This window comes from Marinobacter sp. EN3 (genome assembly GCF_000475315.1).
GTDB lineage: Bacteria > Pseudomonadota > Gammaproteobacteria > Pseudomonadales > Oleiphilaceae > Marinobacter > Marinobacter nauticus.
In genome coordinates, this window is sequence record NZ_AXCC01000074.1 from 153,500 (window position 1) to 171,968 (window position 18,469).

An 18,469-nucleotide genomic window follows, 5' to 3' on the forward strand; every position below is an offset into this window, starting at 1 on the left:
GCACGGCTATATCGTAGACATCAACGAGCGATACGAAGCCGAGCAGATGAAGAATCAGTTCATCTCCACCGTCAGCCACGAATTGCGAACTCCCCTCACTTCGATTTCCGGGTCCCTGGGGCTGATTTTGGGTGGCGTTACGGGGAACATCGACGAGAAAAGCCGTCACATGCTCTCCATCGCAAAGCGCAACGCCGACCACCTGAAGCTGCTGATAGACGATCTCCTGGATATCGAAAAACTGATTGCGGGCAACATGCCCATCGCGTCTGAGGAACAGGACATTGGAACGTGCGTAACCACAGCCATTGAAGAAATCCAGCCCTTCGCCAAACAGCGTCAGGTGCGCATCACTCTGCGGGACGGTTCACCGGGGCTCACGGCGCTGTTTGACAGCATCCGGCTGAAACAGGCTCTCACCAACCTTTTGTCCAACGCCGTCAAATTCTCACACGAGCACGGCGAAGTCCTCGTCGATATTGAATCGTCAGAATCGGCGGTCCGCATCTCGGTGAAAGACCAGGGGATCGGCGTACCTGAGAGCTTCCGATCCAGGATCTTTCAGAAGTTCGCGCAGGCAGATGGCTCTGTTACCCGCGGACAAGGCGGGACCGGCCTTGGACTGGCAATCACCAGAGAAATCATGACGAAGATGGGTGGCAGTGTCGGGTTCAACTCGGCCGAGCGGCAGGGTTCCACCTTTTGGCTGGAGTTACCCTTAACATGAGCTTGCATTGACATGAGCACACAAAAACAAGAACAAGCTTTTTTCGGCCTGGTCTGGCTTGCTCGATTAACGGTATGCCTGCTTACGGTCGGGCTCGCGCTGGCGATCGACTCAACCGCAACGGAACGACACCGGGCCGATGTGCGGGCGAACTGGCAAGAGAAGGTAGATGATCTGGGGCTGCGTCTGCGCGCCACCATTCTGCAAAACACACAGACAGTATGGGGGCTCGCCGCAAACGTTGCGGTCCAACCCGACATCGGCGAAGAGCGATTTCAGCGGCTGGCTTCCGTCATCTTCAAGCTGGCGCCGGAACTGCTGAACATCGGGTTGGCCCCCGCATTTGTCATCAAACACATCTACCCTCTTAATGGCAATGAGGCCGCCCTAGGGCTCGATCTTCGAAGCCAGAGCCTGCCTCAGGCTCAAATGGCCCTGCTACTGGAGAGCCGGCGAGCAGTCTTCAGCGGCCCTATTAATCTGGTGCAGGGAGGCCAGGGCCTGGCCGCGCGTATTCCCATTTTCGAGAACGACACGGGACGGGTTTGGGGCGTTATCTCCGCCATTCTGGATCTGGATCGACTTTACACCGCGATTGGGCTGGACAGCCTCCCTCCCGAGGTTGTCTTTGCGCTCTCAACGACAGGCTCCGGCAACATAGATGAAGGCTTGTTTTTCGGTGAGCCCGATGCAGCCTGGCAAGAGCCGGTCTCAACAACCATGGCCATGCCGGGATTTTCCTGGAAGCTCTACGCTCAGCCAGCGGATGGATGGCCGGACCATCCGGACTCTCCGTGGCTGCTGCGTAGTCTGCTCGGCCTGGTCACTCTGATCATCATTGCCGGCACACTCTGGATAACGACACTCATCCTCCGTGATCGCCAGATGCAACTCCGATTCTGGGGCCTGTTTGAACTCGCCCCGTTCGGCATCGCCCTCTATGACGCGATCTCTGGGGAGTTGCTACAGGCCAACCCGGGCTTCACCCGAATACTGGACTCGAAAGCCAACAACATCGGGTATTTCGACGATGTGCGCAGCCTTTCCGGCGATAAACAACGCAGCGAACCTTCAATATCCAACCGCCTGGCAAGCCAGGTTCGCTTCACCGGAGTTGAAGGCTTCTTCCCAATGGCAGATGGGACTCTCCAGCCGCTCATGCTCCACGGTTTGCGCCTGGACCTTCAGGGAAAAGAATCCGTTATCTGGATCATCGTCGAGGACATCTCCCAACGAAAAGAGGCGGAACGATTAAAGAGCGAGTTTATCTCGACCGTCAGTCATGAACTCAGAACCCCCCTCACCTCCATTTCCGGGGCGCTGTCGCTGTTAACGACCAATGCTGTCGGAGAGCTTTCAGGAAAAGCACAACAATTGCTGAAGATCGCCCAAAGAAACAGCGATCAGCTGGGTTTTCTGATCAATGACCTGCTGGACATCGAGAAACTGATTGCGGGCAAGATGGATTTCAATGTGGTCGAATTCCCTGTGTCTGAGGCGATCACCGAAAGTCTGGAAAACATCCAGAACTACGCCACCGAAAAAAACATCACTCTCAACGCACAAGAACTTTCAACAACCACGGTTAAGGCGGACAAGCAAAGGCTGGCACAGGCACTCAACAACATCCTGTCAAACGCGATCAAGTTCTCACCGGTCAACGGCCAGATTCGTATCTGGACAAAACCGCATGGCCAAGGGCTCCGAATCTACGTGCAGGACGAGGGACCTGGTATCGCTCCGGAATTCAGAGAGCGCATGTTCCAGAAATTCGCCCAGGCCGACAGTTCGGACAGACGGAGCAAAGGTGGCACCGGCCTTGGCCTGGCCATCACCAAAGAGCTGATGGCCAGGATGGAGGGCGACGTCGACTTCACGTCAGAAGCTGGCCAGGGAGCCACCTTCTGGCTGGAAGTCCCGGCCGCCTAGGCGTTTTTCAGCATCTCCCGCACCACGTAATGCAGGATACCACCATGCTGGAAATACACTGCCTCGTTGGCAGTATCAATCCGTGACTTCAGCTCGCAGGTTTCGGTAGAGCCATCCTTGTATTTCACCGTCATGGTCAGGGTCTGGCCCGGTTTGATCTCGCCAGACAGTCCCTGAATGCTGATCGTTTCCTCCCCGGTGAGTTTCAGGCTCTTGCGATCAGTCCCCTCCGGGAATTGCAGCGGCATCACGCCCATGCCAATCAGGTTGGAGCGATGGATGCGCTCATAGGATTCCGCTACCACGGCTTTTACGCCCAGCAACCGGGTGCCCTTGGCGGCCCAATCCCGACTGGAGCCGGTGCCGTATTCCTTGCCGGCAATCACAACCAGCGGCGTGCCCTGCTCCTGGTATTTCATGGCGGCATCGTAGATGGCCATTTGTTCCCCGGTGGGCACAAATTTGGTGAAGCCGCCTTCCACGCCGTCGAGCATTTCATTGCGTATGCGCACGTTGGCAAAGGTGCCGCGCATCATCACCTCGTGGTTGCCCCGGCGGGAGCCGTAGGAGTTGAAGTCTTTTGGGTCTACCCCATGTTCCTGCAGGTATTTGCCCGCCGGGGTATCCGGCTTGAAGGAACCGGCCGGTGAGATATGGTCGGTGGTCACCGAATCCCCCAACAGGGCGAGGATGTTGGCATCCTTTATGTCATCAATGGCCTCGGGCTGTTCACCCATGCCTTCGAAGAAGGGCGGATGCTGGATGTAGGTGGATTTGTCACTCCACTCATATACCTTGCTTTCCGGCACCTTGATGGATTTCCAGATGTCATCACCCTCGAAGACCTCGCCGTATTCCTTGCGGAACATGTCGGTTTTGACCTTCTCGACCGCTTCCGCGATCTCGGCCTGGCTTGGCCACAGGTCTTTCAGGTACACCGGGTTGCCATCCTGGTCTGCGCCCAGAGGATCCTTGGTAAGGTCCACCCGTACGTTGCCAGCCAAAGCATAGGCAACGACCAGTGGGGGCGACGCCAGCCAGTTGGTTTTCACCAGCGGATGCACCCGGCCCTCGAAATTGCGGTTACCGGACAACACCGAGGCCACGGTGAGATCCCCATCAGTAATGGCTTTCTCGACTTCATCCGGCAGGGGGCCGGAGTTGCCGATACAGGTGGTGCAGCCATAACCCACCAGATTGAAACCCAGCTGGTTCATATCATCCTGAAGGCCGGCCACTTTGAGGTAGTCGGTCACCACCTTGGAGCCCGGTGCCAGTGAGGTTTTGACCCAGGGCTTGGTTTTCAGCCCCTTGCCCACGGCCTTTTTGGCAATCAGGCCAGCCGCCATCATTACGCTGGGGTTGGATGTGTTGGTACAGGAGGTAATTGCCGCAATGACCACCGCCCCCGGGTCTAACCGGGTAGATTCACCATTCATATGAAGTGGCTGACTGGCGGGATGCTCGAAATAGGCACTCTGAGCCCCGACGGCCGTGCCACCTCCTTCCGATTCCAGCTTGGCCTCGCGGCTTTCCGCCGGGCCCTCGGCTGTTTCCATCAGTAACTCGAACGACGCCTTCATGTTGGTAAGCGCGACCCTGTCCTGGGGACGTTTCGGGCCGGCGAGGCTGGCTTCCACCTCCCCCATGTCCAGCTCCAGGGTATCGGTATACACCGGCTCGTGACCCGGCTCCCGCCACAATCCCTGGGCTTTGGCGTAGTTTTCAACCAGTTCCAGCAGTGCTTCATCCCGCCCGGTCAGGCGCATGTAGTTGATGGTTTGTTCATCCACCGGGAAGAAACCACAGGTAGCACCATATTCCGGCGCCATATTGGCAATGGTGGCACGGTCGGCCACCGGCATGTCTTTCAGGCCATCACCGTAAAATTCCACAAACTTGCCCACCACGCCTTTCTTGCGCAGCATTTCCGTGACGGTCAACACCAGGTCGGTCGCCGTGATGCCTTCCCGCAGCTTGCCGGTGATCTTGAAGCCGATCACCTCCGGAATCAGCATGGAGACCGGCTGGCCCAGCATGGCCGCTTCCGCTTCGATGCCGCCCACGCCCCAGCCGAGAATACCCAGACCGTTAATCATGGTGGTGTGGGAATCGGTGCCCACCAGGGTGTCCGGATAGGCGATGGTTTTACCGTCCACCTGTTTCTGCCACACCGTTTTGCCCAGATATTCCAGATTCACCTGATGGCAGATGCCGGTGCCCGGCGGCACCACCCGGAAGTTGTCAAAGGCCTGCTGGCCCCAACGCAGGAACTCGTAACGCTCCTGGTTGCGCTCCATCTCGATGGCGACGTTTTCCTTGAAGGCAGATGGATTGCCGAACTTGTCCACCATTACCGAGTGGTCGATGACCAGGTCCACCGGCGACAGCGGGTTGATCAGGGCCGGGTCTTTACCCGCCTGCTTCACGGCCTCGCGCATGGCGGCCAGGTCCACCACGCCGGGCACACCGGTGAAGTCCTGCATCAGCACCCGGGCCGGGCGGAACTGGATTTCCGTGTCGGAGCTCCGGTCCTTCAGCCACTGCACCATGGCATCGATGTGGGAACGGTCGACCGTGGTGTCGTCTTCGTTACGCAGCAGGTTCTCCATCAGCACTTTCAGGGAGAACGGCAGGCGGTTGAGGTCGCCCAGGGTGTCCGCTGCCTTGGGCAAACTGTAGTAGTGGTAGGTCTGGCCACCCGCGCTAAGGGTGGAGAGAGTATTCAGGCTGTCTTTACTCAGGGATGAACTCGACATGCGATGCCTCCTCTTCGGAAATCTCCTTTAACTATTGCATCGAATGGCGAGAGTTCAACTGTAGTCCTGTGAATGTTCTGCATTACCCCGGTGAATACTGTCAGTATCATCCGTGACCTGGCGTATACAAATTAAACAGAAGGACGATACTTAAGCCAATCCCGTACTGATACCGTACATACCTCAAATCTCTTCAGCTTTTACAGGAATCTCGCTTGCTGGCGCTTGATCACTTCTTTGTTCTGAATCCAGAGACCGACAAGCTGGTGTCGGGCCAATACGACTATGGCCTGGTGATGTTGTCTCTGCTGATCTCTGTGGGCGCTTCCTACCTGGGGCTAACCCTGGTTGCCGCTGCGCGCCGCAGCAACACCCTTTACATGCAGCGCCTGCACCTGTTCAGCGGTTCAACCGCTTTGGGCATTGGCATCTGGTCCATGCATTTTATTGGCATGCTAGCCTTTGAAATGCCTACCCATGTGCATTTTCACCCCTGGATTACCGCACTATCCGCCGTCCCAAGTCTGTTTGCTTCATGGGTGGCACTCAGCCTTTTGGCCCGGCACGAACTGACCGGGCCGCGACTGATCGGTGGTGGCGTGGTGGTCGGGGCCGGCATCGGTGCCATGCACTATCTCGGCATGACCGCTATGGAGATCGGGCCGGCACTTCGCTACGACCCAACGTTATTCGCACTGTCGATTGTGGTGGCGGTGATGCTGGGCACCCTGGCGCTGTGGATCAGCTTCGGGCTGCGCCATAGAACTCGCCTGCGTGGGTACAAGCGCCGTTTACTCGCCGGTACCGTGATGGGGCTGGCCATCGCCGGCATGCATTACGCTGCGATGGAAGCCGCCCGGTTTATCGGCCAGCCCGCCCCGGATTTTCTGCCCGGGAGCAACAGCCACACCGTTCTGGCACTGACCATTGCATTCGTAACGGTAACCCTCAGCCTGCTCGCATCCGGGGTGAACGCGGTGGCCCGCTATCGCGCCCTGATGAGGCGCAGCCAGGAAACCGCCAGCGAACTGCGCACCATCGTTGATGCCGCCGTGGACGGTATTATCAAGATCTCGGATCGGGGGATCGTACTGTCCTTTAACGAGTCGGCAGAACGCATCTTCGGTTACAACGCCGATGAAATCGTGGGCAAGAATATCAACATGCTGATGCCCAACCCCCATCGGGGCGCCCACGACGGCTATCTGAAAAACTACCTGCGCACCGGGGAACGTAAAATCATCGGTTCAGGCCGCGAAGTCTGGGCGCTGCATAAGGATGGCCACCAGATACCGGTGCGCCTGGGCATTGGTGAATCCCGGCTGGGTGGCATCAGCACCTTTGTAGGCTTCATCACTGACATTTCCGAGCGCCATCGCATGGAAACCGATCTGCGCCAGGCAAAAGAGGACGCAGAACAGGCTGCCGCCGCCAAAAGTGCGTTTCTGGCCAACATGAGCCACGAAATCCGCACCCCGATGAACGCCATTATCGGCTTCACAGACCTGGTACTGGACACACCGCTGGATGAAACCCAGGCACGGCATCTTGGCGTGGTGAAAACCTCGGCCCGGTCTCTGCTTAACCTGCTCAACGATATACTGGACACCGCCAAACTGGACGGTGGTCATACCGAACTCGAACTGCACGATTTTAACCTGCGCCGGCTCTGTGACCAGGTGATTGCCACGCAATCCCTGAACGCGGCGCGCAAAGGGCTGTATCTGACACTGGATTATCAGGCCGGCGATTACTACCAGGGCGATCCCCTGCGCGTTCAGCAGGTGGTACTGAATCTGTTAAGCAACGCGGTCAAGTTTACCCAGACGGGTGGCGTCACCCTGCAGGTGCAGGAGCCCGCCGCGGGCAAAGTGGTTATCCGGGTTGAGGATACCGGCATTGGTATTTCCGCCGATCGCATCGACAGGATTTTCGAGCCGTTTACCCAGGCTGATTCCAGCATGACCCGTCGCTTCGGTGGCACCGGCCTGGGCACGACCATTGCCCGCCAACTGGTGGAACTGATGGGTGGCACCATCAGCGTAACCAGCAGCCCGGGCGAAGGCTCGGTGTTCCAGGTAGAACTGCCCCTGCCCACCGGCCAGGCCGTGGACGAGGATACGCTGGCAGACCAGGAAATCGCGCTTCCCCCTTTGCGCATTCTGGTTGCCGATGATGTGCCACAAAACCTGGAACTACTGAGAACTTTGCTGCTTCACCGCAAACATGACGTCACCACGGCCGCCAACGGCCAGGAAGCGGTGGACCTCTACCGCAACCAGGCCTTCGATCTGATTCTGATGGACGTGCAGATGCCCGGCATGAACGGTCACGACGCCACCCGGGCCATTCGGCAACATGAAGCCGCCGCCCAACGCAGCTACACACCCGTGATCGCCCTGACCGCCAGTGTGCTGGAAGACGACCGCAGGCAGGCCCTGGAGGCGGGCATGGACGGCTTCGCCATCAAACCACTCAATCTGCCGGAACTCACTGCCGAGATGGCCAGAGTCCTGGGCATAGAGGCTTCGGCACCGAGCAATGCAGGTCATGATGTCGACGACAGTACGATAGATACCGTCACGCTCAGGCAGCTCTGGCCGGACGCCAAAAAACACCTACGGGCGGCAGGACGTCTGTTGCAAGCGCCAGAGAATCAACCCGAAGCAATCCGGCTCTGCCCCGATAACCCGACAGCCGAAGCCCACCGGGTTCGCGGCATTGCCGGTAATCTGGGTTTCCGGCGTTTAGCGGCAACGCTGGCAAACCTGGAGACCCGGCTGAAATCGGAAAAACCGGTGCCGGAGGCCCTGTGGCAGGAGCTCCAGAACGATTTTGATCGGGCACGCCAGTGGCTGACCGAACAAGCAGCGGACTCTGAAACGCGCCCCGCAAGCTGGACTGAACCGGATGCCATAGACCCGAAAACGCTGGCACAAGTGATCGAACGCCTGAGCCAGGGCGAAATTCCGGAACGCGCTATCGACCAGCTGAAGCCAGGACTGCCCACGGAGATCGCCGATGTGATGAACGAGGCTCTCGACGACTTCGAACCAGAGAAAGCGGCCAAAATTCTGATCACTTTTCGCGATACCCTGGAGGCCTCGCAATGCTGACCGACACCAAGACCCTGCTGCTGGTGGACGACGAGCCAGCCAACCTTCAGGTGCTGCGCAACGTACTTTCCGACCACTACCGGCTACTGTTCGCCAAAGATGGTGAACGGGCGCTGGAACTGGCACGCAGAGAGAAACCGGATCTTGTCCTGCTTGATGTGATGATGCCGGGCCTGTCCGGTTACGAGGTGTGCAAAACCCTGAAAGCAGACCCGGATATCCGTACTATTCCGGTGATCTTCGTCACCGCATTGTCGGACGCAGATGACGAGGCCCGGGGCTTTGAACTGGGCGCGGTGGACTATATAACCAAACCCGTGAATGCGGCGATAGTCCGGGCCAGAGTGAAAAATCATCTGTCTCTGGTGCGTATGGACGAGCTGATAGAGACCCGGCTGGCCGTCGTTCAGCGGCTGGGGCGAGCGGCAGAATACAAGGACAACGAAACCGGCCTGCACGTAATCCGCATGAGCCATTTCTCACGGCTGATTGCACTGGAGGCCGGGCTCGGCGAAGCCTGGTCTGACACCCTGCTCAATGCCGCCCCGATGCACGATATCGGCAAAATCGGCATTCCGGACGCTATCCTTCAGAAACCCGGCAAACTGGATCCGGACGAGTGGGCTGTCATGCAGCGCCACGCGGAAATCGGGGCGGAGATCATCGGAGAAGACGGCTCAGACCTGCTTAATATGGCGCGGGAAGTGGCCCAGAATCATCACGAGAAATGGGATGGCAGCGGCTATCCTCAAGGCCTGAAAGGCGCCGCTATTCCCATCTCTGCCCGGATCGTGGCCCTGGCCGATGTCTTCGACGCTCTCACCAGCGAGCGCCCTTACAAGAAAGCATGGCCGATAGAACAGGCAACGGATTTGATTCGCGAGCAAAGCGGCAAGCATTTCGACCCGGAACTGGTCGAGGCCTTCTTTCGCTGCCTGCCGGCGATACTTGAGGTGCGCCAGCGTTGGCAGGAAGAGGCTGCCTAACAGCCCAGATCGCCACGCTTCAGAACTTCTTCAATCATGTCATCCAACAGGTCAATGACTTCGCCTGAGGAAGACTTGAGCGTGGCTACCAACTCCCGGGAGAGTTCAGAATAGCGATCAGAACTGATCCTCTTCTGATGAAATTCCTGGGCCGTTTTATAAAGCTCACGGCCTGCTTTATGCACTTGTGGGTGAACCACCTTAATCAGCCGGTCAGCACTGCGGAGCTGGTGCATGGGCTGAGCCTTGTCGCTGGCCAGGAAATGGCCCAGCCGGCACTGGGTGTGATCCTTCACTTCCGCCTCAGTGATCGAGTTTTCATTGAATACGGCAAAGCGGATGAGCTTGTCCACCCAGACCACATGATCACGCTTGGCACTGGCCAGCACGAGACAGGGAGTGGTTAACCGGATCTGGCTGAAGATGCGGTCGGTGTCGTCCCGAAGTGGGCGAATCGCCTGCATCAAATCCCGGAAAATACTGGCCAAAGCATCGGAATCTTCAGAGTTGGAACTGACCTGACGCGCCATATCCGCGGCCACCTGACTCTGCTCCTCGGCCGCAGCGGCAATGGAGGTTGCCTGGTCGTAGTTGATGTTCGAGGACTCCCGGGACTGATGTATCACCTCCGCCACCCGCTCCCGGCTTTCCCCCGAGGCCTGCACAGCACGTACGGAATTTCCCAACCGGGACTGGACCGATTCAGAGCCGGAGATGATCTGCGAGACAATCCCGTTGATTTCCTGCGCCGCCCCCGCACTTCGGGCAGCTAATTGCCGCACCTCGTCCGCAACCACCGCAAAGCCCCTGCCCGCCTCACCGGCACGGGCGGCCTCAATCGCCGCATTAAGGGCGAGCAGGTTTGTCTGGTCGGATATTTCATTCACGGTGTTGGTAAGCGATTCAATACTCCGGGTTTGCTCCGCCAGCGAACGCATTTCCTCGTTGGCCTGGGTCAGGGCGATATCCACCTCGGCCAGACGCGCCTCCATATCCTCCAGCGCGGAAATGGATTCCCTGGTGTACTCATTTACCCGGGAGGCTTGCTCCAGTACATCCTGGCCCAGGCCACCCACTTCCGACGCACTGGCCGACATTTCCTCAATGGCGGCGGACAACGTCTGAATATTGGCGACAAGGTTATGAATGCGGTCGTCAAACTCCAGAGCGCCCTGGCCCAGATCAGAAATATGGCGGGAGACATCCACCGCCCCGTTGGCCACTGAAAGCTCCTCGGAACGCACCGACGACAAATACTCTGCCAGTGGCACCAGCCAGTCCGGACAACGTGTGGGCACCCCGTTATCAAGTAAAGATTGAATCTGTTGTTTTGCTCGTTTTTCAGACAGGAACATAGCTCTTACTCACGCAGATCCGGCAGTCGGAATTATTGGACTTGTTTGAACTTGATAACTGTCAATATTAACGGCAGATGCGCCAGATCCTGCAGAACCCAGATCAATTTTTCTGACGGGTTTTCAGGGCAACCGGTAGCGGCTGATCAACTCGTCCACCCGGACCACGCTGTTCTCCAGCTCACCCGCCATGTTCTGCACACTGTCGGCCTCTTTGGCCACCTCAGCGTTACGGGTCGCAACCGCATGAATGTTCTCGTTGATCTGCAACGACGTGGCTGCCTGTTGCTCGCAGGCCGCCGCGATCTGGTTGTTCATACTGCTGACCGAATCAATGGCCTGTTCAATGCGGTTAATAGCCTCCGCGGCTTGCTGAATCGCCCGGTTGGATTCTGTGGAGCGCGTCTGCCCCATTTCCATGGCGGCAGTGGTGGCCTCGGACAGGTTCTTCAACTCATCCACTGTGGCACGAATTTCCTCGGTGAATTCCTGAGTGCGGCGCGACAGAGATCGAACCTCATCGGCGACCACAGCAAATCCGCGGCCATGCTCTCCTGCCCGGGCTGCCTCGATAGCCGCATTCAGCGCCAGCAGATTAGTCTGGTCGGAGATATCGTGAATCGAACCGGTAACCCGCGCGATGGATTCCACCTTGCCTGCCAACTGTTCCACCATTCGGGCACTGTCTTCCAGTGCCTTGTTGGTTGCATCCGTCATGGTTCGGGCACAAGTCATGGCCTGGCTGCCTGCGGAAGCGGAATCCGCCGCATCGCTGGCGGCTTCCGACGCCAGTTGAGCATTGTGCGCCACTTCCTGCACGCTGGCCGACATCTCGTTGGTGGCGGTGGCTACCTGATCAGCCTGCTGTTGCTGCTCATCTACAAATCGACGAGTGCTCTCGCTCGCCCGCAACAGCTGTTCGGAATTCCGACGCAGCTCCAGCGAGAACTCTCGCATTTGCCGGATCAGCTCGCAGGACTTTTCCATCATGTCGTTGAAGGATTTGGCACTGGCGTTACCGTCTGTGGCGGGCAGGCGGCCGGACAGATCATGTTCCCGGTCAAAGTCGCGGACAATGGCCATCATGCGAAATGCCTGATGTCTCTCCTGTTTCATCTGCACCGCAAAGAACACCAGAATGCCGGCCTCAAACACCACAAAGGCGGCGTGAAGGAAGGCGATACCCCAGCTACAGCCATAGTTGAAAATCATCAATGGCATTCCGCCCACCTCAGCTTCTGAAAGCTGCAAAGCGGTCAATAACAGATGGTGGGCGGCAATGGTGACGGCCGCAGCAACAACCGGCACCCAGTCCCGGTAAATGATCACCAGAGCCAGGGCCGAGAAGATGTGGAAATGCATTTCGATACGGCCCATCTGGGCCTGAATCATAATGGCCGAATACAGCATCAGGCAGGCCGCGAACAGAACCGAACTCGCCCGGGTGCCCCGCAGCAGGTAGTAGCCCGCCAGTGCCACCACACCCACCAACACCGAAGCCGCCAGTGCAAAACCATGGGTACCATAACCCCAGGGCACCCACAGCCCCACCACAGGTACATGGGCCAACAGAATAAAGAGCATCTGGCGGTCGGTTACCAGCGCCTGTTCTTTTGCCAGATCGTCAATCGCAATGCTGTTTGCCACGGCTGAAACCCTCAAAATTGCGACAGAAGCCGCTGAATGTCTTGCTCAACCCGGGCCAGATCCAGCGCCGGGGAGCTGTAAAGCAAATGGCGCCGATTATCTGCGGTGACGGCGTAAATCCGTGCACTGTGGTCGAAATCGTACTGATCACCGTTACCCACTTTCGCGGCATATTCGGCAAACCCCATCGCCAGTTCTTGCGCAGCGGCCTGAGATACGGGCCGGACGGCCTGAAAACCCTCGCCCATACTGGCCATAATCCGGTCAAGCTCCTGCTGGCTGTCTCGTTCGGGATCCAGTGTTACAAATACGAAGCGCACCGGTTCGTCGGCCATTCGGTCGTGAAGCTCCTTCAAGTTGACCAGTTGCAGCGGACAGACCGTGCCGCAATGCTGGTAGCCGAAAAACACCAGCCGAATCTCCTCGCTGCCACGCTGATACCCGGGTAACGGAGGTACTTCAATATTAGTTTTGAAGCCGTAGTAATCGCCATCACGGGTGATATGGCCCAGCAACGGTAAAGACACCAACAGACCGATCACCAACAAGATGACACCGGTAATCGCAGAACGTGTTCGCATTGAGTCATCTCCTGAGCAACGGTAAACAGGTTATCGGCTGAAGGAACCATGGGCTTATAAGGTTATTCCGAGATATTCCTTACAGGGTGATGATACGTAGCGAAGGCTCAGGGGTTCACATACATACCCGGCAGATGCGTAGATATAACCATCGTCACTACAACAAGACGGACCGAGACCCAACTGTGAACACAGCGGGTGCGGCAACTGTCGAGTTCTGTCATGATTGGCGGCTGATTTCTGACGGATCAGGAACTGTCTCACGTGAAGCACGATTGTCATTACCATCCGGGTGACCCTGCCAAGTGGCATTGTGGCGAATGCCAGATGCACTATTGCAGCCGTTGCATGCCGGATGCCGATACCCGCCAGCGCCGGGCGCTATGTCCCCGCTGCAGTAAAGCCATGCGTTATCTGGGCGCCGCCACTGAGGTGGTGCCCTTCTGGCAGCGGGTGGGGGCGTTTTTCCGTTACCCCTTCCACACCGATCCGCTGATCGTGATCGCCATCTGCACTTTGGTTCCTGTGGTGGCGCCGGCCAATATTATTGGCCTGATCATCTGGCTCGTGCTGGCCCTGGCTCTGTTCAAGTACACCTATGCGGTGATCAACCACACCGCGGAAGGCCATCTGAAACCGCCACCCGTGTCGGTGGCGTTTACCGGCAGCGGTTTTGACATTGTGGTGCTGCAACTGCTGGTGTTTGTGCTGATGGGCGGTTTGGTAGGCGCCGCCGCCATGCTGGGCGGGCCGATACTGATGATGCTGGCCGTGGCGTTTGTGATACTGGCACTGCCGGCCAGCATCATGGTGCTTGCCATGGAACGCTCTGTGGGCGCTGCTGTAAACCCCATGAACCTGGCGGTGCTGATCTCACGCATCGGCACGCCCTACTTCCTGCTTTACGGGTACCTGATTCTGCTCACCCTGGCTTCCGGCGCGGCGCAGGATTTTGCCGTGAACCATTTCCCCATGTGGGTGGCCCAACCTCTGGCCGGTTTCCTGAACAGTACCTTTACCCTGATCCTGTTTCACATGCTGGGCTACCTGCTGTTCCAGTATCAGGAAGAACTCGGTTTTGCCTCAGACCTTCAGGACGAGATTTCGGAAACCGACCAACACCAGCGGGATCGCAGCAGCCGGTTTGATGCCGATCTGGATATGAACCTGAAAGACGGCAACTACGACCGTGTGCAGAGCATGCTCAAGGAAGCCCTCAAACGGGACCGGACCAACCCTGCCCGCATCGGCCAGCTTTACCAGCTGCTGACCGCCCGCAATGATACCGAAGAGCTGTACCGCTACCACCCCAGGATTATGGCTTGGCTGGCCCAACGGCATGATGGAGACGGGCTGAATCAACTGTTACAGACGCTGCAAATGGTGGAGCCGAAGTTCCAGCTGGACGACCCGGAACTGGCGGTGCAGTGTGCCGGCACCCTGTACCATCGGGGCCATCACAAAGCGGCCATCCGTTTACTGCAGGATTTCCACAAACGCTTCCCGGACAGCGAGCAGCTGGCACCCGCCTATCTGATTGTGGCCCAGGCCCTGGCCAATGGCCTGCAGCAATGGGAAAAAGCCAGTGCTTTCCTGTCGTTCATCAAGAAGCGCTGCGTGAACCATCCGGCCCACGAGCATATTGATGTCTGGCTGGAACAGGCGGCGAACCAACAACCGTTGAAAGGGCCAAAAGCGAGCTTTCAGGTTTCAGACTGAGGGCGTGCCTGCCACGCCTCAGCCGTGAACCTGCAACAGCTGCCGGTAATGGCGCGCTTTCGGCTCCATCTGCAGTTTCTCGAACTCCGCCACCAGTAGCCGGCAGGCTTCATTCACCATGTCCGGTTCGGCCTTGGCTCGCATGCGTTCAAACGCCTTCTCTGCGGCTTTGAAATCATGGCGTTTCAGGCTGGCGAACAGCACACGATTGTGCGCCTCCGGTGCCAACGGATGATAGGCCTCGCCCTTGCTCAGATACTCCTGCCAGACATCCACCATCTGTTCCGGCTGCCGCCGGGCGATGGCATCGGCCATCATTTCTTCGGCACGCATCCGGTAGCTGTCCAGGTCCGGCCTTAATTTAGCCAGTTGATACAGGTGCTCGAGCAGCACGGGCCGTTCCGGATAACGCTCCCGCAACGCCTCGAACTGGCGCCGGGCCAGGTCGAACTCCATGCGGCCGAGGCTGGCCATGGCCTGGCCATAGGCCTTGGTGAACTGTTCGTCCTGTTCTTCCTGCTCCGGTTCGAAGAACTCGTCTTTCACCTGCAGCCAGCTCTGACCCAGCAGCCACACCAACCCTGCACCGGCCGCCAGGCCACCGGCATGGGCCATATAGGCAATACCGGTGGCACCGGCAAACCAGTAGTCATAGATTTCCTTGCCCAGCCAGACCGGCAGCATGGCGATGGCCGGTGCCCGGAAATAGTTGAAGTAAACGCCCAGGAAGTAGAAGAAGCGGATGCGCTGCAGCCCGTAAATAGCCACATACATACCCATCAACCCGGAAATGGAGCCGGACGCGCCCACCAGAGGTACCTGACTACCCATGGAAAAGGCGGTAAATACCAGGCCGGACAAGGCACCGCAGACAAGATAAGCCACCAGAAAGCGCCCCGGGCCCAGCGCTTTTTCCACGGTAAAACCCAGCAGGAACAGGAACAGCAGGTTACCAATAATGTGGCCCCAGCCGCCGTGCAGGAACTGGTAGGAAATGAGCGTGTACAGCGAGAGCTCTGCCGGCACCAGTCCCAGCTGATAGGCGCTCATCCGGCTGATCCACTGCTGCTCGATCGCCGAGCGCTGCTCCAGCCACAGGTTACGCTCGGCCGGGGCCCAGATCAGATCCCGGTTCTGCTGCAGATACTGGTAAAACTCACGATCCAGCAGCAGCGTCACCGCCTGCCAGAGTTCCTCCTCATTTTCCTGAAGCTGCTGGAACTCCTGCAACTCCAGAACCCGCTGCTGGTTGCCTTCGAACTGGATTTCCCGCTGCAGGTAGTCCTCATAGGCGGGGGCCTCCAGGGCCAGCAAATCGCTCTCCAGATAGTCTTCCAGCGCGGCTTCGAGCTTGCGGTCGTCTCCGCCCTGGTAGAACAGAAAGACGAGCAGGCAGGCCATGATCAGGCCCAGGGTTACCCAGGGTGGGCGTTTCCAGTTTACGGCATTCTCGGCAGGAATAATCAGCATGGGCGGTCACAATTCATCATAATCTGTCCCTGAAAAGCTGCTTTTTACCACAGCGGGGCCTTCTTTTCCCGGTGTAATCACACAGTCACACAAATGCCATTCAATCGGTAGCTATAGAACCCGGGCGGCTATCGACCATTCGCCAATTGCCGTTATGGCCTCTGACATCAATAGTGAAGGGGACATAACAAAAAACGCCGGGCACTCGACTCGAGGAAGCAGCAAATGACCGTACTTGTTCTGGACAACCCCGATATGCTGGCCAAGGCCGCCCTGGCCTTCGCGGGCGCCAACGGGCAACTGTCGGCCGACGCCGACCGCCCCCACCGTACCCGATTCCACTACGGTTTCAACAAACACACGCTGGATGCCCCGGATATCGATATGCTCAAGCGGCACGCGGCCTATATCAAAGGGCACCCCGGCATGCAGGTTCGCATTCACGGCCATGCCGACAACTTTGGCTCTGCCGAATACAACCGGTTTCTGGCCCGGCTCAGAGCCAACGCTGTGGCCCGGCTACTGATTCAGGAAGGCGTGTCGCAATCGTCCATCCTGCTTGCCACCTGGGGCTCGGATCGCCCGCTGACCAGGCCGGAGGACCACGCCGCCAACCGGCGTGTGGAACTGGAATACCTGAGCCTGGACGTCGCCCGGGCGCTGTAATCGACAGAAACACAAACGGGGCCCCAAGGCCCCGTTCTTCAATGGCTGGACACTGTTTCAGCCATATACCTGCCAGACGTTCCAGAACAGCAACAGTGCCGCAACCAGAATCGCCAGCCAGGTTAGCAGGATCCCAATCATGCGTGCCCAATGAGGCCCGCCCTTGCCGTTGATCATTCCCCAGGCATGGAGAATGCGGCCGACCACCAACGCCATCCCGGTCCAGTAGATCAGCGAACCGGAAACGCCATTGAGCTCGGCAATGGCGAGCATGATCAAACCCAGCGGTGCGTATTCCACAAGATTGGCGTGGGCCCGCACGGCAGCTTCGAACTCCGGATCCTCATTGACGCCCAGACCCTTGCGGTATTTCAGCCGGTACTTGACCACCTGAGCCGACAGCACCAGCAACAGCAGGCCAGTGACAGCCGCAAAAACAGCAGTGACAGGTACGATCATGTCAGCCCTTCTTGATCTTGTTGACGATGGCCAGCAGCAGCACGGCCCCGACTGTTGCGGTAACCAGGCGACCAATGGCACCGTGGGCCGACAGCTGCAACAGGCCAAACAGGAAGCCGCCAATAAACGAGCCGACAATCCCGATACCAATGTTGGCCAACACGCCAAAGCCCTTGCCCTTCATGATCAGTCCGGCCAGCCAGCCGGCCAGACCACCAATGATCAGAAACCAGATCAGGTTCATTATGTCACTCCCCAGATGTCCAGAATCAGCGTCAGTTTCGTCCGAAAGACTGCCCTGTTTTCACTGGCTGTTCAAGCAGTTCCGTGGGTAAGTGCGAGGTCAGCAATGGCCTCTTCCATCTGTTGGCGACAACGGTGCATCAATTCGGGAATGTCTTCGCTGGTCATGCACTGTGTTTCGACTGGCGGGAGAATCCGCAAAGGCACAGGCTCCCGTCGTCCGGTCCAGCCTCTGGATTTGCCATGGTATTCGCCCGCACACACCATGGTGATGGGTGCGCCAGCGGCAACGGCCATGTGAAATGCCCCTTTCTTGAAGCTACCCAGGCCACGGCCACGGCTGCGGGTTCCCTCCGGAAATACCCAGATGCTCTTGCGTTCCCGGTTAATGGCGTCGCTGGTGGCCTGCATGGTGGCCACAGCTTTCGCCGCACGGCCGCGATTCAGGATGATGTTGCCTCCCAGCCAGAATACCTGCCCGAAGAATGGCACCCAAACCAGTGAAGATTTACCAACCGCCACCCCACGCGGCGGTAGCAAATCACCCATTACAAACAGATCATCGTTCTGCTGATGATTGGCGATAATCACGGTCGGCCGATCCTTGGGCATGTTTTCAGCGCCGTAGAGGGGGCGCTTCATTCCCAGAATACATCGGCCGACTCTTGCCACGACCCAGCCCAGGATACGGTTGTTGTCAGGATTGAAAGGCCGTAAGAGGTAGAGCAACATCATAACCAGGCATACGACAGGAACACTGAGCCAGGCCAGGATTTTTCGAACTTGTGACATTCTGTTTGATCCGATCCACT

14 protein-coding genes are annotated in these 18,469 nt (G+C 58.0%); 6 read left to right on the plus strand and 8 right to left on the minus strand.

Going from position 1 to position 18,469, the window contains the following annotated elements; all coding sequences use genetic code 11:
* Nucleotides 1-46 precede the first annotated feature (46 nt).
* Nucleotides 47-727 (plus strand): sensor histidine kinase, encoded by a 681-nt coding sequence (locus tag Q675_RS38675; RefSeq protein WP_413771522.1) that lies wholly within the window; start codon nucleotides 47-49, stop codon nucleotides 725-727.
* Nucleotides 728-739: 12 nt separating this feature from the next.
* The gene (locus tag Q675_RS36110; protein ID WP_023012114.1) at nucleotides 740-2,656 is read left to right on the plus strand and encodes an ATP-binding protein; all 1,917 of its coding nucleotides are present in this window, start codon (nucleotides 740-742) and stop codon (nucleotides 2,654-2,656) included.
* Here the strand turns inward: Q675_RS36110 and acnA are convergent.
* On the minus strand, nucleotides 2,653-5,415 hold the full coding sequence (gene acnA / locus Q675_RS36115; protein WP_023012115.1) for an aconitate hydratase AcnA: 2,763 nt from the start codon (nucleotides 5,413-5,415) through the stop codon (nucleotides 2,653-2,655). The two genes, Q675_RS36110 and acnA, sit on opposite strands and share 4 nt — an antisense overlap.
* A gap of 215 nt (nucleotides 5,416-5,630) precedes the next feature.
* On the opposite strand from acnA, the gene Q675_RS36120 reads away from it, so the two are divergent.
* Nucleotides 5,631-8,531, plus strand: coding sequence for an MHYT domain-containing protein (locus tag Q675_RS36120; RefSeq protein WP_023012116.1), 2,901 nt, complete (start codon nucleotides 5,631-5,633; stop codon nucleotides 8,529-8,531).
* Nucleotides 8,525-9,517 carry a two-component system response regulator gene (locus Q675_RS36125; RefSeq protein WP_023012117.1) on the plus strand — a complete coding sequence of 331 codons (993 nt, stop codon included), beginning with the start codon at nucleotides 8,525-8,527 and terminating at the stop codon, nucleotides 9,515-9,517. The genes Q675_RS36120 and Q675_RS36125 overlap by 7 nt, the downstream gene beginning before the upstream one ends.
* Here Q675_RS36125 and Q675_RS36130 read toward each other — a convergent pair.
* From Q675_RS36130 to Q675_RS36140, 3 genes are all read right to left on the minus strand, one after another.
* Entirely contained in the window at nucleotides 9,514-10,815 is a 1,302-nt protein-coding gene (locus Q675_RS36130) for a methyl-accepting chemotaxis protein (protein ID WP_226538079.1), read from the minus strand. The two genes, Q675_RS36125 and Q675_RS36130, sit on opposite strands and share 4 nt — an antisense overlap.
* 180 nt (nucleotides 10,816-10,995) lie before the next feature.
* Nucleotides 10,996-12,519: a methyl-accepting chemotaxis protein gene (locus Q675_RS36135; RefSeq protein WP_023012119.1), complete on the minus strand. Its 1,524-nt coding sequence runs from the start codon at nucleotides 12,517-12,519 to the stop codon at nucleotides 10,996-10,998.
* An 11-nt stretch (nucleotides 12,520-12,530) separates the two neighbouring features.
* Nucleotides 12,531-13,100 carry an SCO family protein gene (locus Q675_RS36140; protein WP_023009437.1) on the minus strand — a complete coding sequence of 190 codons (570 nt, stop codon included), beginning with the start codon at nucleotides 13,098-13,100 and terminating at the stop codon, nucleotides 12,531-12,533.
* Nucleotides 13,101-13,364: 264 nt separating this feature from the next.
* Between Q675_RS36140 and Q675_RS36145 the strand changes: the two genes are divergently transcribed.
* The gene (locus Q675_RS36145) at nucleotides 13,365-14,819 is read left to right on the plus strand and encodes a hypothetical protein (RefSeq protein ID WP_031211822.1); all 1,455 of its coding nucleotides are present in this window, start codon (nucleotides 13,365-13,367) and stop codon (nucleotides 14,817-14,819) included.
* Nucleotides 14,820-14,837: 18 nt separating this feature from the next.
* Here Q675_RS36145 and Q675_RS36150 read toward each other — a convergent pair whose 3' ends face one another.
* Entirely contained in the window at nucleotides 14,838-16,289 is a 1,452-nt protein-coding gene (locus Q675_RS36150; protein WP_023012121.1) for a rhomboid family intramembrane serine protease, read from the minus strand.
* 225 nt (nucleotides 16,290-16,514) lie between these two features.
* Here Q675_RS36150 and Q675_RS36155 point away from each other — a divergent pair, with 225 nt between their 5' ends.
* The gene (locus Q675_RS36155) at nucleotides 16,515-16,955 is read left to right on the plus strand and encodes an OmpA family protein (protein WP_022993252.1); all 441 of its coding nucleotides are present in this window, start codon (nucleotides 16,515-16,517) and stop codon (nucleotides 16,953-16,955) included.
* Nucleotides 16,956-17,012: 57 nt separating this feature from the next.
* Here Q675_RS36155 and Q675_RS36160 read toward each other — a convergent pair whose 3' ends face one another.
* The 3 genes from Q675_RS36160 to Q675_RS36170 all read right to left on the minus strand — a co-directional run bounded on the left by Q675_RS36160 (nucleotide 17,013) and on the right by Q675_RS36170 (nucleotide 18,449).
* A complete protein-coding gene (locus Q675_RS36160; protein ID WP_011787087.1) occupies nucleotides 17,013-17,414 on the minus strand; it encodes an MAPEG family protein in 402 nt (133 codons plus the stop codon).
* Between the two features lies 1 nt (nucleotide 17,415).
* The gene (locus tag Q675_RS36165; protein WP_011787088.1) at nucleotides 17,416-17,658 is read right to left on the minus strand and encodes a GlsB/YeaQ/YmgE family stress response membrane protein; all 243 of its coding nucleotides are present in this window, start codon (nucleotides 17,656-17,658) and stop codon (nucleotides 17,416-17,418) included.
* Between the two features lie 71 nt (nucleotides 17,659-17,729).
* Entirely contained in the window at nucleotides 17,730-18,449 is a 720-nt protein-coding gene (locus Q675_RS36170; protein WP_023012122.1) for a lysophospholipid acyltransferase family protein, read from the minus strand.
* Nucleotides 18,450-18,469 lie beyond the last annotated feature (20 nt).

Coding starts and splice junctions, on each gene's coding strand:
- Q675_RS38675 (WP_413771522.1), top strand. CDS start 47: ATGAAGAATCAGTTCATCTCCACCGTCAGCCACGAATTGCGAACTCCC.
- Q675_RS36110 (WP_023012114.1), top strand. CDS start 740: ATGAGCACACAAAAACAAGAACAAGCTTTTTTCGGCCTGGTCTGGCTT.
- acnA (WP_023012115.1), bottom strand. CDS start 5,415: ATGTCGAGTTCATCCCTGAGTAAAGACAGCCTGAATACTCTCTCCACC.
- Q675_RS36125 (WP_023012117.1), top strand. CDS start 8,525: ATGCTGACCGACACCAAGACCCTGCTGCTGGTGGACGACGAGCCAGCC.
- Q675_RS36140 (WP_023009437.1), bottom strand. CDS start 13,100: ATGCGAACACGTTCTGCGATTACCGGTGTCATCTTGTTGGTGATCGGT.
- Q675_RS36150 (WP_023012121.1), bottom strand. CDS start 16,289: ATGCTGATTATTCCTGCCGAGAATGCCGTAAACTGGAAACGCCCACCC.
- Q675_RS36155 (WP_022993252.1), top strand. CDS start 16,515: ATGACCGTACTTGTTCTGGACAACCCCGATATGCTGGCCAAGGCCGCC.
- Q675_RS36160 (WP_011787087.1), bottom strand. CDS start 17,414: ATGATCGTACCTGTCACTGCTGTTTTTGCGGCTGTCACTGGCCTGCTG.
- Q675_RS36165 (WP_011787088.1), bottom strand. CDS start 17,658: ATGAACCTGATCTGGTTTCTGATCATTGGTGGTCTGGCCGGCTGGCTG.
- Q675_RS36170 (WP_023012122.1), bottom strand. CDS start 18,449: ATGTCACAAGTTCGAAAAATCCTGGCCTGGCTCAGTGTTCCTGTCGTA.